Consider the following 15152-nt stretch of genomic DNA (forward strand, 5'->3'; position numbering starts at 1 on the left):
AAAAAGTTTGCCTTATAGTCAAATTTGACTATAATATTCTTTATGGCATATTAGTGCACTTATGGAAAAGAAATTAAAATCAACTATACATTTAAATTTTTATCCACTGCACTCAAAACTTAATATAGTTTACTTATTTCTAAAGGAGGGTTATATTTGGAAACTCAACCATTAAAAAAAGACACCAACAAGACAAAATTTGTTGTTGCTGGTTTACTGCTTGGTATATTAATGGCCGCAATGGATAATACAATCGTTGCAACCGCAATGGCAACAATTGTTGGAGACCTAGGAGGATTTGATAAGTTCGTTTGGGTCACATCAGCTTATATGGTAGCAACAATGGCAGGGATGCCTATCTTCGGGAAACTTTCTGATATGTACGGACGGAAACGTTTTTATATTGGGGGCCTCATTCTTTTCTTATTCGGTTCTGCGCTTTGCGGAACAGCTTCAAGTATTGAGCAATTAAGTATTTATAGAGCTATTCAAGGTATCGGTGGTGGTGCCCTTATGCCTATCGCCTTCACAATTATGTATGATATCTTCCCACCAGAAAAACGCGGGAAGATGACAGGACTATTCGGTGCTGTTTTCGGGACATCTAGTGTATTCGGTCCTTTATTAGGTGCTTATATTACAGACTATATAAGTTGGCATTGGGTCTTCTATATCAATATTCCATTAGGACTTATCTCCTTTTTCTTCATTACTAAATACTACAGTGAGTCTCTAGAATTTAGAAAACAAAAAATTGATTGGGCTGGTGCTATTACACTTGTCATAAGTATTGTTTGCTTAATGTTTGCATTAGAACTTGGTGGTAAGGAATATGCCTGGAATTCCACTGTAATTATTGGCTTATTTACAACAGTAGTTATTACGCTTATTATTTTCTTCTTTGTAGAACGAAAAGCAACCGAGCCTATTATTTCGTTCCATCTATTTAAAAAACCTTTATTCGCAGCTAGTCAAGGAGTTGCCTTTTTCTATGGTGCCGCTTTTATTATCTGTACAGTTTATATTCCAATCTTCATTCAAGGCGTTCTTGGAGGTTCCGCCTCTAATGCTGGATTAATTTTAACACCAATGATGGTCGGTTCTGTAATTGGAAGTCAAACAGGAGGACAATTAGCTTCTCGAACAAGCTATCGTAACATTATGATGGTATCTGGTGTCTTCTTCGTTCTTGGTATTTATTTATTAAGTACTTTAACAATGGACACACCTCGTTTACTCGTAACACTATTTATGATTCTCGCTGGGCTTGGTGTTGGCTTCTCATTCTCAGTATTAAGTATGTCCTCTATTCACAAGTTGGAAATGCGGGACCGTGGTTCGGCGACATCAACAAACTCATTCTTCCGATCACTCGGTATGACTCTTGGTGTAACGATTTTCGGTACAATTCAAAATCATATTTTTACAGATAAACTAAACTCTGTATTCCCCCCTGAACTAGCAAAATTAGCTCCAAAAGGCGGAGACACAAGTTTCTTATTATCACCAGGCGCTACCGCCAAAATTCCTGCTGAAATATTAGCGGGTATTAAAGAAGCTCTCGCTACATCTATTGCGAACACATTCTTCTGGGCACTCATCCCGGCTGTACTAAGTATTATTTGTATTTTACTTATGGGAAATGAACGCCTCTTTACAGGTCCTAAAAAGAAAGAAAAACAAAAGCAAGTTAGTTAATATAAAAAAGAAGCGGCATATCCCTTTATGAAAAAGGATATGCCGTTTATAATATGTATAAAGTGAAACTTTAATCAGTGGGGGCATCCCCCCACTGATTATTAGCCCTCACCAATCGGGCTTTTACGGGCAGTTAATGCGGGATAAAGTTTTTATATACAGGAGTTGAGACAGCATGAGCATGAAATTAGTCATTCTCGGCTTGCTGCTCGAAGGAGATAAACATCCATATGAAGTGCAGCATATTATGAAAGAACGACAAATGGATTGTTACATTAAATATGCTAAAGGATCACTTTATTACGCCTTCGAGCAATTAGAAAAGCAAGGCGCAATTCATATTACAAATGTAATTAAAGACACAAATCGACCTGACAAAACAATTTTTCATATAACAGAAGAAGGTAAAAAACTATTTCACACTTTACTATTAAAACAATTCGAAGCCAAAAACCAAATATATAAACCTATTTATTCAGCCTTATCTTTCGCTCACTTTAGCAATGATCACGAATTAGTTCCTATTTTAGAAAAAAAGAAAAACGATACTCTTCAATATTTACATACTATGCAAACGATATATGATTGTAATAAAGGAAAGGTTTCACGTGCACAACTATATATTCTGCAAAGTGTAATTGAGCATATTACAGTTGAATTACAATGGCTAAACACCCTCCTTAAAGATGCTATAGCAGGCCGACTTTCAGAAGTTGCTATAGATGAAAATTGAGCTATGAAAGAAGACATCCTACTTCTTTCATAGCTCAATTTCTCTTTTTATACTGTAATATTATTAGTTAATCCAGAATAAAAAGTCATAATAATAAGAAATAAAAACTTTTGAATTTTCTTATTTTAAAACAGTAGACAAAATTCCAAAAATTGTGTTAGAATTTGTTTCAATATCATATCGCTTGTTAAATTCCTTTCAAAAGGAAAATAGGTACACGAAAGTTTCGTTTCGTGTTTAAAAGGGAAGCTTGGTGAAACTCCAACACGGTCCCGCCACTGTAAATGCTGAGATTTCTTTTTAGTGCCACTGTGAAAACGGGAAGGTGAAAGAAATTATATGAAGCATAAGTCAGGAGACCTGCCTGTTTTAACAACACTGATAGATTCACGGATGATGATGAGGTGTTAAAACAAAAAGGAAGGCTTATTTTCTATGCCTTTATACTTTTTGTTATAGGTATTTCCTAGTAAACGGAAGTGCTTACTTTTAATTAGGGAGGAATTTGAAATGGCAATTCAAACAAGTAACTTAGGTTATCCACGTATCGGATTACAACGAGAGTGGAAAAAAACATTAGAAGCTTTTTGGTCCAATAAAATCAATGAAGAACAATTTTTAACAACAATGAAAGAAATCCGCCTTCAACACGTAAAAGTACAGCAAGAAAAAGGGATTGAACTCATTCCAATTGGCGACTTTACATATTACGATCACGTTTTGGATACCGCTTATATGCTAGGATTTATCCCATCACGTTTTTCTGAGTTTACATCTTACCTTGATGTATATTTCGCAATGGCGCGTGGCTCTAAAGATCACGTAGCTTCCGAAATGACAAAATGGTTTAACACAAACTATCATTATATCGTTCCTGAATATGAAGAGGGATTACAAATCTCTTTAAAAGATAATCGTCCACTTCGCTTATACGAAGAGGCAAAACAAGAATTAGGCGTAGATGGCAAACCTGTTATTTTAGGACCATATACTTTTTTGAAATTAGCTAAAGGCTATACACAAGAGCAATTTGCTACTATTTTAAAACAGTTAGTTGCACCATACGTACAACTGCTTTCAGAACTACATGCAGCTGGTGCACCAGCCATTCAAGTTGATGAACCGATTTTTGCTTCTTTAACGAAAGAAGAAGTTCAACAAGCAAAAGAAATTTATGAAGCTATTCGTAAAGAAGTTCCAAATGCGACTCTTCTTTTACAAACATATTTTGATAGCGTAGAAGAAAACTATGAAGAAATTATTACATTCCCGGTATCCGGTATTGGATTAGATTTCATTCATGGTAAAGAAGGTAATTTAAATGCTATTTCAAAATATGGATTCCCAGCTGATAAAACTTTAGCTGTCGGTTGTATAGATGGCCGTAACATTTGGAGAGCTGACCTTGATGAAGTCCTTGAGCTATTTACAACGTTACAAAAACAAGTCCAAACGAAAGATATCATCGTTCAGCCTTCTTGTAGCTTATTGCATACACCAATCGATAAAACAGAAGAAACTCACTTATCGACTGAGCTGTTTGATGCGTTAGCATTTGCAAATCAAAAATTAGAAGAGTTAGTTCTTATTCATTCCGCTCTCACTCAAGGTACAGAAAGCATTAGTAATGAGCTGGAAACATATCGAAACGTACATCATACAATTCGTTCATCTGCTGCACGTAACCGAGAAGATGTCAAAGCAGCACGAACAGCACTAAAAGAAGAAGATTTTTCACGCCCTCTTCCATTTAAAAAACGATACGAATTACAGCAAGTTGCCCTGGAGTTACCGCTATTACCAACAACGACCATCGGTAGCTTCCCGCAAACAACTGAAGTTCGTCAAACGCGAAAAGAATGGCGTAACGGCGTTATTTCAAATGAACAATATGAACAATTTATTGAAAAAGAGACAGAAAAATGGATTCGTTACCAAGAAGAAATTGGTCTTGATGTCCTTGTACATGGTGAATTTGAAAGAACTGACATGGTCGAATATTTTGGTGAGCGCCTTGCTGGTTTCTCATTCACTAAAAACGGTTGGGTACAATCTTACGGTTCCCGCTGCGTAAAACCACCTGTTATTTATGGTGATGTAGCCTTCATTAACGGCATGACTATTAAGGAAACAGTTTATGCACAAAGCTTAACGGAGAAAGTTGTAAAAGGAATGCTAACCGGACCTGTTACAATTTTAAATTGGTCCTTCGTTCGAAATGATATTCCAAGAAAAGAAGTTTCGTATCAAATTGCACTAGCTCTTCGTCACGAAATTGAACTACTTGAATCTTCCGGAATTAGAGTAATCCAAGTCGATGAGCCCGCACTTCGTGAAGGAATGCCACTAAAAGAAAAAGATTGGGATGCTTATATTACATGGGCAGTACAATCCTTCCTTTTAGCAACTTCTTCTGTAGCAAATGAAACACAAATTCATACTCATATGTGTTACAGTAACTTCGAAGATATTGTTGACGCGATTCGCGCATTAGATGCAGATGTAATTTCTATCGAAACATCAAGAAGTCACGGAGAATTTATTGATACTTTAAAACATACAACATATGAAAAAGGCATCGGCCTAGGTGTATATGATATTCATAGCCCACGTGTACCGAGTAAAGATGAAATGTATAAAATCGTAGAACAATCTTTACAAGTATGTGATCCTAAATATTTCTGGATTAATCCTGATTGTGGTTTAAAAACGAGAAGAACAGAAGAAGTTATTCCAGCTTTAGAACATATGGTGCAAGCAGCGAAAGATGCTCGTTCCCTTTTAAAAACAAACGCATAACAAAAATGGGTTATCCTTTTCTCAGGATAACCCATTTTTTATTCTTTACTTTCAAAAAAGAATTCGTATTGTATTTTATATAATTCATCATCCGTTGGCTCTTCAAGAGGAATTGCTTGTAATACAACTGTATACTCACCATTTGGAATAGGTATTTGAAATTTATTAGAAAGAATACTCGTTATAACGATACTTTCATTTTCAACTGTAAAAGGAACCGTAATCGTTCTAACTACTTCTTCTTTTTCAATATGTTTCCCTGGGGTCACTTTCACTTCACAAGTATAATCAGAAAGCGCTTCAAAAATAACAGTTCCATCTGCCTTAGCATAACCTCTTTCAAAATCTTCATCAGTCCAATCTACATAAGGCTGCTCACCGTCATAGTTCATCAACATTAATTGCGAATAAGAAATCGTTAACTCCATAGTTCCCCTTCTCCTTCATTATGAAATATACAACTACTACTTCACTTCAAATTTTACTCGCGTACCATCTGGGTATTTATCTAACTTATTCCCTACCCAAGAGCCTGCTCCGCGGTTATCCGCCGGACTTATATATTCAATATGTGCTCCTTTTCCGCCTTCCTTGCACATCGCCATTGGCCATTCATCACGATCATACCCTTTTTTTGATGGATATGGTGCTAACGACAATTTCCTTCTATCTGCAGCACCACCACGATCGATTGTACAAACTTCTGAATGCCCTTCTTTTATAGCATCCGTAATATGTTTTCCTGTCTCTGGATAACGTTCTTTCGGAAATTCTAACACTTGATCATACGTATTCGTGTTCTTTACACTTGTTTCCTCTGGCACAAGTACTTCATAAACTGCTACTAAAATAGACAGAATTGCGATAATTGAAATGATAATACCTTTTAATTGCTTCATGTATACCTCCATGTTTCTACCAGTTTCTTTTCCTCCGTTATTATAACAAACTTCTTCTGTATATGTTTTCAGACATTATTGCAGCTCTTCTTCGCCATTCCGCCAAAAACTCTCATTTTTCTTCATCTTTTCACTAATGCTGTAGAAAACTAATAACCTTCCGACATTCTTTTTCAAAGGAAGTCCTCATAAAAGATTGAAATGATATATACGATACTTTTTGGGGAGGAAATATTATGGAAGCTACCTATAAAACGAAAGATGTCACGAATAAAACAGGCATCCCAAAACATATAGTTCGCAAATATAGTCAACTGTTAGAGGAACATGGTTATATGATTTCCAAAACAGCTGATGCTCGTATTTATAAGCTGGATGATTTAAAACTATTGAAATCTATTCATGAAAGAGCTGCTACACTGCAAGAAGATATTTCAGAAACGATACCAATTATTTTAAAAGAAAAAGAGGCCCCACCTGTACCAGTTATACAAGATAAACAAGAAATACAACCGAAAGAAAAAGAAGATGGGCGTAACTTTGAGGAGTTCATGTTAAAACTTGAAATGCTCGCTCAATTAAATGAAGCAATTATTCATCAAAATTCTACTCTAATTACACAAAATCGTTTAAAGGATGAGAAACTAGACGAATTGATGCAACAAGTTTATGTAAAAGAAGGCTCTCAAGAAAAAATGCTTCAAGAGTTAGTCGATCACGCCGCTCAAACAGATGCATTGCAAAAAGAAAAGATGGACTTATTAATGAATCATATGTATAAACGAGAATCCAAACAGGAAGAAAAAATGAATAAACTTGTTAGTCAAATTTATAACAAGGATAGTAACCGTGATGCACAGCTTATGCAAGTTATTCGAGAAATTCAAGAAACAAAAAGAATGGTTGCTGCCTCAAAAGAGCAAAGCTTCTTTCAATCATTTAAAAGTTTATTTAGCCGAGCAAAACAAGAAAAAACAAACGAATAAACAATATAAAATAAAAAGTTACCTTCCATCGGTAACTTTTATTCCTTATTTTGTACAGCTGGTAATATAATAATTGCTTCAGTGCCTTTTCCGCTCTCACTCTTATATTCCAATGTACCATTATGCGCTTGTAAAATACTAAATGTTACCATAAGCCCTAATCCTGTTCCTTTTTCTTTTAAAGAATAATATGGTTGCCCCAGCCTTGCTAACTGTTCTTTCGTCATACCAACACCACTATCTTTAACTCTTATTATGATTGTTTCGTCTTTTTGAATAGCTGTTACTTTTAAATATCCTTTATTCCCTTGAATTGCTTCAATACCATTTTTAACAACATTCATAATAGCTTGCTTCAATTTTGTCTTATCACCAATCGTATAAAGACTTTCTGAAATTTCAACTTGTAAATATACACCTTGCATCGCTGCAAATGACGACATAAGAGTGGTCATTTCTATTAATTGGGCTGATAAACAAATGTGTTCTTTTTTCTCAATTTGCGGCCTTGCTAAATTTAAGTAATCTGAAATAATTTGTTCCGCCCGATCCAATTCAGCTAATACGAGACGCATATAATCCTTATTCTTCACATCTTCCGTGCTTTCTAGCAATTGGATAAATCCACGAACAACAGTAAGGGGATTGCGAACTTCATGTGCCACACTTGCTGCTAATTCACTTACAATATTAAGTTTTTCTGATTTTTGCATCTCTGTACGTAGCAATGCATTTTCATTTAAATATTCAGTTAAATACACCTGAAATACCATTGTCATGACCATGATAAGCGAGGCAAATATAAATCCGCTATATATTTGCGAAATATACGGTGTAAATCCTGTTTCCAAAAGAACATTAATCATGCCTAATACTAAAGAAACAAGCACATAAAATGATGAAATCATAAATGCTAAAATTAATTTCTTATCCTTTGAAAAAAGAGACCATTTCTTTGATAAAAATAGCGGAACTATCAATAGAAATATTACTTCTAAAACTGGAAGAAAGCTCATTCCCTTTAGTAACCATTCATATGCAACAAAAATAACCGCTGGGATTAAACCAACAATCCCACCATATAAAAAACCACTGACAATTGGAATGGGGTGAAAGTTATACCCACACACATTGCCAAAACAAATAGAGTATGTCATGGAGAGAATGAGCGTAACGCTAGATAAAAACATAATAAAGTAACGATTTGGCTTCGGAGGCATTTCTTGATAGCGATTTAAACGAATCGCTTCATATAAAAATAGTGGCAAAATTATGATGGCAATTTGAATCAACAAATCACGGATAAGCTCCATAACCTCTCATCCCCTATATGTATTTTGATATGATTATATCATTTTATAGGTGTATTTGTTTTAAAATTTTGATTTTTCTTAACATATTTGTTAATTCTTTGTTAACAGCTCATAATAATTGTTACAGATTTTCGAAATGATTGTAAACCCTGTACCAAATTTCCTTCATGCAGTATACAATGAATACGGATTACAAAGAAAATATAAAAATACTTTTTTAGACGGACAACTATAGCAAAATACAGCATATAATCCATACTATCTATGTTTACAAATAAGTGATCATTACTTTAGTAGGAGGAAGATAAATATGGCGGGTACTACGCTTGTTTTAAAAGAAGAAAATTTGGTTGTTCTAGAAAATGTTGAAAAATCAGTATATGAAGAGTTACAGCATAAAGCGGGAGAAGAAAACTGCACATGTGCTGTGAACGAATCAGTTGTTCACCTTGGCAAGGTATCCTCTGTACTCTGGAATGAAGATGAAATAGATTGGGAATACGGATATTAAAAAGTCGCTTATAGCGGCTTTTTTTCTCTTTTCTCTCTCTTTCTAAATAACATATACAAAGCGTAATCATAGAAAATATGATAAAATGAACTTAATTTTCAAACGGAAGAAAGGGAGATACAATGGAACAATTCATTAACCCTAGAGTGAAGGACATCCAAATTTCTGGAATCCGTCAATTCTCTAACATGATTCAAAACTATGATAATTTGATTTCTTTAACAATTGGACAACCCGATTTCCCTACACCTTCTCTCGTGAAAGAAGCGGCTAAACGGGCTATTACAGAAAACTATACAAGCTATACACATAACGCTGGTTTACTAGAATTACGCAAGGCAGCTTGTAACTTCGTAAAAGATAACTACGATTTACATTATTCACCTGAAAACGAAACCATCGTTACAATCGGTGCTAGCGAAGCAATTGATGTTGCATTCCGAACGATTTTAGAGCCAGGAACAGAAGTAATTTTACCTGCTCCTATTTATCCAGGCTACGAACCTATTATTCGATTATGCGGTGCAACGCCTATTTTTGTAGATGTTCGTGAAACTGGATTTCGTTTAACAGCTGAAGCGCTTAAAAATGCTATTACAGAAAAAACAAGATGTATCGTACTACCGTATCCTTCTAACCCAACTGGTGTAACTTTATCCACCGAAGAATTAAAAGATATTGTAGATGTTTTAAAAGATAAAAATATTTTCGTCCTTTCAGATGAAATTTATAGCGAGCTTGTATATGAACAAAAGCATACATCTATCGCCCATTTCCCAGAAATGCGTGAAAAGACAATTGTCATTAACGGTTTATCTAAATCACATTCTATGACCGGCTGGCGTGTTGGACTTTTATTTGCACCAAGCTATTTAGCAGGACACATATTAAAAGTTCATCAGTACAACGTAACGTGCGCTACTTCAATCGCTCAATACGCTGCAATTGAAGCATTAACAGCGGCTAAAGACGCACCTAAAATGATGCGCCACCAATATAAAAAACGCCGTGATTACGTATATAATAGACTCACTCAAATGGGATTAACAGTTGAAAAGCCAACAGGTGCATTTTATTTATTCCCATATGTTGGTCATTTGACATCTTCATCATTTGATTTTGCACTTAATCTTGTTAAAGAAGCAGGACTAGCTGTAGTTCCTGGAACAGCATTCTCTGAATACGGTGAAGGCTACCTTCGCTTGTCCTATGCGTATAGTATCGAAACTTTAAAAGAAGGCTGCGACCGATTAGAAGCCTTTTTAAAGAAAAAAGCTAAGAGTTAAACTCTTAGCTTTTTTTATGCATAATGATCACAAGTTTGACGTTTTAGTAATTTATGAGGAATAATGATACACTTTGCAGTGGATTCTGCATTCTCTACTTTATCAACTAATGCTTTTGCTGCCTCATATCCTAGCTGATAAATATTCACATCAACTGTTGAAAGTGGAGGGCTTGCAATTTCTGATAATAAAGCATTATTAAAGCTTACAATAGAAACATCCTTCGGTACAACGAATCCTTTTTTAGAAAGAGCACTTAACACACCAAGTCCAATTAAGTCATCCGTTGCCATAATTGCCGTCGGCGGTTCCTGCAGTCCCATTAATTCCTCAACGGCTTGTTGACCACTTTCCCTCGAAAAATCAAAATGTAAAATATATTCTTTTGGTAATACAATGTCTGCTAATTTCAAGGCATCACTCATACCAGCTAAACGATCTCTCGTTACAAGTAAATCTGATCCACCACCAATGAACGCGATTTGCTTATGCCCTAATGAAATTAAATATTCTGCCACTTCTCTTGCAGCTGTATAATTGTCATTATCTACATATGTAATTTCATCTTTTCGATCATATGGTTTTCCTATTAAAACAAACGGGAAATTTTGTTCATGTAAATATTGAATAATCCGATCATTCTCTCTTGAATATAAAAGAATAATGCCACCAATTTGGCGTCCCTGTACCATCTTTACGACACCATTAAAAATTTCTTCTTCCGTTTCACCTGTCGACATGTAAAGCGCATAACCTTCTACGTGTGCAAATGAACTAATCCCTCTTATAACTTCTGGGAAAAATGGATTTTGAAAAGCTTTACTTGCAGAACTTGGCATAACAAGACCAAGTGTCTTCGTCGTTTGGTTCGCAAGATTTCTCGCATTTAAATTGGGATGATACCCTAATTCACTCATCACTTTCCTAACACGGCGCTTTGTCTTTTCACTTATACTTGGATTATCAGCAATTACACGAGAAACTGTTGATGGTGCAACATTCGCTTGCTTCGCCACATCTTTAATTGTAACTGTCATAAAAATCCCCTCCTCTCATTTCTCTGCCATTTTTCATATATTTTATCTCGCACTCATTGCAAGTCATAAACTTTCATTTCTTATATCTTGCAAAACTAATCCTATTCTCCCTCTTCATGTATTGTAAGGGATATAGCTATTTTTTCCTATACTATAATATACTATTTATTTCACTTCTTTTCACATGTGATGTCAAATCTCTTTTCATCTCCCTATAAACTTATTTATAGGGAGATGAAAAGAGAAATGGGACGTAATGTCCCATTTTTCATCCTTTTGTACCTCCAGCTGTTAAACCAGAAATAAAGTATTTTTGTAGTGATAGGAATAAAATTGAAATTGGGATTGCAATTAACACAGAACCCGCTGCAAACGTTGTAAATTCATTACCGAATTTTTTCGCAACCATTTCATATAATCCAACTGCTAAAGTATAATTTTCTGGTGTTCGCAAAATAATACTCGCTAAAATGAAATCTGTAAACGGACCAATGAAAGTAAATAACGCTACAACCGCTACGATTGGCTTTGCAAGTGGCATAATGATTTGCCAAAAAATACGAAAATGTCCTGCTCCATCCATACGAGCTGATTCATCCAGTTCTTTCGGAATCGTATCAAAATACCCTTTCATAAGCCATGTATTCATCGGAATGGCCCCGCCTACATAAATTAAAATTAATGCAAGATGTGTATCAATTAATCCTGTTAATTGAGCTAATACGTATAGAGCAATTAACGCTGCAAAGTTTGGAATCATTTGCAGAATTAAAAATGTTAATAAACCATTTTTTCTTCCAACAAAACGATATCTCGAAAATGCATAAGCAGTAAAGCTAATTGCTAACACTGAGAAAATCATCGTTAAAACACTTACTTTTAATGTGTTTTTATACCATAGTAAGTAATTACTATTCTCTAGATCTAATAACTTACGATAATGATCTAACGTTGCATTTTGTGGAATAATACTTGATCCAGATAAACTATCACCCGGATTAAACGATGAGCCAATAATCCATAATAACGGATAGAAAATGATGGCACACATTACGAAAATAACTAAATAACTTAATGAGAGACGTAACATCTTCTGTCTTTTAATATTCATTTACATCATATCCTCTTCTTGGAATGATTTTGTTCTCTTAAATTGCCATAACGCAACTGTAATAACGATTAACGATAATATCATTGTAAGAGCTGCTGCTTTTCCGTACTGCGCTGAAGTCATCGTTAACTTATAAATCCATGAAATTAAAATATCCGTTCCACCTGCGTCTTGTCCAGCTACAGCAGGACCTCCACCGTTAAATAGATAGATGATACTAAAGTTATTAAAGTTAAACGTATATTGCGTAATTAATATTGGCGCTGTTGCGTATAACACTAGTGGCAATGTAATTTTACGAAACTGTTGCCAAGCTGTCGCTCCATCTACTGTAGCCGCTTCATATAATTCTCCCGGAATCGATTGCAGTATACCTGTTGTCATCGCAAAGATAAACGGGAACCCAAGCCACGTTTGAATCATAATTAAAGCAATCTTCGCCCAAAATGGATCTGTCATCCAAGCAATCTTTTCAATTCCGAATAAAGCTAATACTTGATTGTTAATCGCTCCGAATGTTTCATTAAACATACCAGAGAACACAAGAATAGATACGAATGCTGGAACAGCCCACGGTAAAATAAAGATTGTTCGAATAATCGCCTTTCCTTTAATACCGGGCTGATTTACGATAATCGCTAAGAAAATACCAAGCGCAACTTGTAATGTTGTTGCAACGAATGTCCAAATGACAGTCCAAGAGAATACACTTACAAATGTCTCTCTCCACATCGGTAAAGTGAAAATATCAATAAAGTTTTTAAAGCCCACCCAATCTACTAATTTAGCTGGAGGAGAATGATATAAATCATAGTTTGTAAATCCAATTAAAACTACGAAGATGATTGGAAATACGACAACAAAGATAAGTAGTAGAAAACCTGGTGAAACCATTAAATAAGGAAAACCTTGATCTAACAAATTACGGTATTGCTCTTTTACAGAATTTAACGGTGTTCCGATATCACGTTTCTTTCCATTTTGGTATGCATCATATAAGTTAAATGCATATATGCCGAGTCCAAAAGCGATAACGATAAGGGCCAAGATTCCTTCTACTAATAGAAAGACAGAATGGTCACGTGGAACTTCTGTACCAAGCGTTACAATACCCCATAATCCCATATTTAATAAATCAGCAAAGGCTACAATAAATGAACCTGTTAATACTAGAAAAATAAGACCTTTTACAAATTGTTTATTATACATTTGGCCCACGCCTGGAATGATTGATAACATGGTTGCCATTTTCCTATGCTTAGAATGATTCAACCCATTTGCTGGTTCCATAGATGTTTGCATGTTCCTTCCCCCTTTTTTCTTCCTACATGGAAGGGAGAGAATTCGTGCCTCTCATATTAGAGGCACGAATTTCACCTTATTTTTTCTTGTTATGATTTGCCTCAATATTACCTTTAATTTGTTTCACTGCACTATCAAGCGCCGCTTTTGGTGCCTCTTTATCTGTAACAACTAATTGAAGCGCATCTCCAGCTGGTTTCCAAACTTCTTGCATTTCTGGAATGTTTGGCATTGGAATTCCATTTTCAGATTGCGTTGCAACTGCTTTTGCAGCTTCGTTATCTTTAATAATTGGATCTTCCATTACTGATTTTACTGGAGGAATTTCTTTTGTTTTTTCAAATCGAATTTTTGCGTTTTCTTCATTTGTTACCCACTCAGTGAATTTTGTAGCTAAATCATTTTGTTTAGAGAAACTAGTTACATGCCACCCTTTAACCCCAACGAACGTTTTCATTGGTTGACCATTTGGTAATTTCGGCATTGGAGCAACGCCATAATCAATTCCGTTCTTTTCCATTGCTTGGAACGCCCATGGGCCATTCATGATAGATGCTGCTTTTCCTTCATTGAATAACCCATCAGCAGCAGGCCCACCTGATTCACCGATAATACCTTTCGGGAATAATTTTTCTTTGTACCATTTTTGAAGATATTCAGCACCTTGTACTGCTCCGCTATTATTTAATCCAACATCACTTGCATTTGGCTTTCCATCTTTTTCACCAAATACATAACCGCCCATACCTGCCATGAATGCATTAGCAAAGTAGAAGTTATCTCCTAATGCTAAAAATCCGTACTTGCCATCTTTCGTAAATTCTTTTGAGAAGTTAAACAGCTCGTCCATCGTTTCTGGCGCTTTTGGCATTAGTTTTTTATTGTAAATAAAGACTGGCGTCTCAATTGCTTTTGGTAAACCATATAATTTTCCGTTATATGTCTGTGCTTTTATTGATGAATCAGTAAATTTACTCTTTACAGCATCATCTGCTTTCACTTCAGAAAGTAAACCTTCTGTTACTGCATTTCCGATTTGATCGTGTGGCAATGTTACAACATCTGGTCCAGTCCCCGCTGGCCCATCAAGGCGTAACTTCTTCACTTGATCTGTCATTTGCATTTCAACAACTTTTACTTTTACTTTATATTTTTCCTCAAAGCTTTTCACTGCTGCTTCTAAACCAACACCTTTTTTATCATCTTCCCAAACAAGAAGATCATAATCTTTTTTCGCTTTACTTTCCTCTTTTTTCCCTGAATCTTTCGGTCCACATGCAGATAACATACCAATAGATAATGCTGAAACCGTTAATAATGATAATGCTTTCTTCATCCCAAAAACCTCCCTAAATTGTCTATGTACCTCAGTAACTGAAAACGTTTGCATTTAATAGTTTAATTGAAGCGCAAACAATATCTCAATTTATGAAAACGTTTGCGCTATTTGTCTATCATTATACATTCTTTTATTCAT

Annotated in this window: 13 protein-coding genes and 1 riboswitch; of the genes, 6 read left to right on the forward strand and 7 right to left on the reverse strand. The window is 35.3% G+C overall.

Annotation, left to right across the window (positions count from 1 at the left end; genetic code table 11):
• Positions 1-156 precede the first annotated feature (156 nt).
• The 3 genes from F3I02_RS11775 (at position 157) to metE (ending at position 5230) form a co-directional block, all read left to right on the forward strand.
• A complete protein-coding gene (locus tag F3I02_RS11775; protein ID WP_000449907.1) occupies positions 157-1698 on the forward strand; it encodes an MDR family MFS transporter in 1542 nt (513 codons plus the stop codon).
• A 175-nt stretch (positions 1699-1873) separates the two neighbouring features.
• On the forward strand, positions 1874-2431 hold the full coding sequence (locus F3I02_RS11780; protein ID WP_000062058.1) for a PadR family transcriptional regulator: 558 nt from the start codon (positions 1874-1876) through the stop codon (positions 2429-2431).
• 194 nt (positions 2432-2625) lie between these two features.
• Positions 2626-2813, forward strand: a riboswitch (cobalamin riboswitch).
• A 128-nt stretch (positions 2814-2941) separates the two neighbouring features.
• Positions 2942-5230, forward strand: coding sequence for a 5-methyltetrahydropteroyltriglutamate--homocysteine S-methyltransferase (gene metE, locus F3I02_RS11785; protein ID WP_001007627.1), 2289 nt, complete (start codon positions 2942-2944; stop codon positions 5228-5230).
• Positions 5231-5268: 38 nt separating this feature from the next.
• On the opposite strand, the gene comJ is transcribed toward metE, so the two are convergent.
• Together comJ and nucA are read right to left on the reverse strand one after the other, a co-directional pair.
• A complete protein-coding gene (gene comJ / locus F3I02_RS11790; protein WP_000424030.1) occupies positions 5269-5658 on the reverse strand; it encodes a competence protein ComJ in 390 nt (129 codons plus the stop codon).
• A 36-nt stretch (positions 5659-5694) separates the two neighbouring features.
• Positions 5695-6129, reverse strand: coding sequence for a DNA-entry nuclease (nucA, locus tag F3I02_RS11795; protein WP_196478016.1), 435 nt, complete (start codon positions 6127-6129; stop codon positions 5695-5697).
• A 236-nt stretch (positions 6130-6365) separates the two neighbouring features.
• Here nucA and F3I02_RS11800 point away from each other — a divergent pair, with 236 nt between their 5' ends.
• The gene (locus F3I02_RS11800) at positions 6366-7115 is read left to right on the forward strand and encodes a DUF3967 domain-containing protein (RefSeq protein ID WP_000388466.1); all 750 of its coding nucleotides are present in this window, start codon (positions 6366-6368) and stop codon (positions 7113-7115) included.
• Positions 7116-7153: 38 nt separating this feature from the next.
• On the opposite strand, the gene kinB is transcribed toward F3I02_RS11800, so the two are convergent.
• Positions 7154-8428 carry a sporulation sensor histidine kinase KinB gene (gene kinB / locus F3I02_RS11805; protein WP_000420360.1) on the reverse strand — a complete coding sequence of 425 codons (1275 nt, stop codon included), beginning with the start codon at positions 8426-8428 and terminating at the stop codon, positions 7154-7156.
• A 310-nt stretch (positions 8429-8738) separates the two neighbouring features.
• Here kinB and F3I02_RS11810 point away from each other — a divergent pair, with 310 nt between their 5' ends.
• Together F3I02_RS11810 and F3I02_RS11815 are read left to right on the forward strand one after the other, a co-directional pair.
• Positions 8739-8939 (forward strand): hypothetical protein, encoded by a 201-nt coding sequence (locus tag F3I02_RS11810; protein WP_000929280.1) that lies wholly within the window; start codon positions 8739-8741, stop codon positions 8937-8939.
• 122 nt (positions 8940-9061) lie between these two features.
• Positions 9062-10225 carry an aminotransferase A gene (locus tag F3I02_RS11815; RefSeq protein ID WP_000434579.1) on the forward strand — a complete coding sequence of 388 codons (1164 nt, stop codon included), beginning with the start codon at positions 9062-9064 and terminating at the stop codon, positions 10223-10225.
• Positions 10226-10239: 14 nt separating this feature from the next.
• Here the strand turns inward: F3I02_RS11815 and malR are convergent, their stop codons facing one another.
• The 4 genes from malR to F3I02_RS11835 form a co-directional block, all read right to left on the reverse strand.
• Positions 10240-11262: a maltose operon transcriptional repressor MalR gene (gene malR / locus F3I02_RS11820; protein WP_000219050.1), complete on the reverse strand. Its 1023-nt coding sequence runs from the start codon at positions 11260-11262 to the stop codon at positions 10240-10242.
• A 268-nt stretch (positions 11263-11530) separates the two neighbouring features.
• Positions 11531-12373, reverse strand: a complete 843-nt coding sequence (gene malD / locus F3I02_RS11825; RefSeq protein ID WP_001022608.1) for a maltosaccharide ABC transporter permease MalD — start codon at positions 12371-12373, stop codon at positions 11531-11533.
• Positions 12374-13675 (reverse strand): maltosaccharide ABC transporter permease MalC, encoded by a 1302-nt coding sequence (gene malC / locus F3I02_RS11830; protein WP_001194994.1) that lies wholly within the window; start codon positions 13673-13675, stop codon positions 12374-12376.
• A gap of 76 nt (positions 13676-13751) precedes the next feature.
• Entirely contained in the window at positions 13752-15011 is a 1260-nt protein-coding gene (locus tag F3I02_RS11835; RefSeq protein WP_000709912.1) for an extracellular solute-binding protein, read from the reverse strand.
• Positions 15012-15152: the final 141 nt, after the last annotated feature.

It is taken from the genome of Bacillus sp. SRB3LM, assembly GCF_015712745.1.
GTDB classification, from domain to species: domain Bacteria; phylum Bacillota; class Bacilli; order Bacillales; family Bacillaceae_G; genus Bacillus_A; species Bacillus_A thuringiensis_K.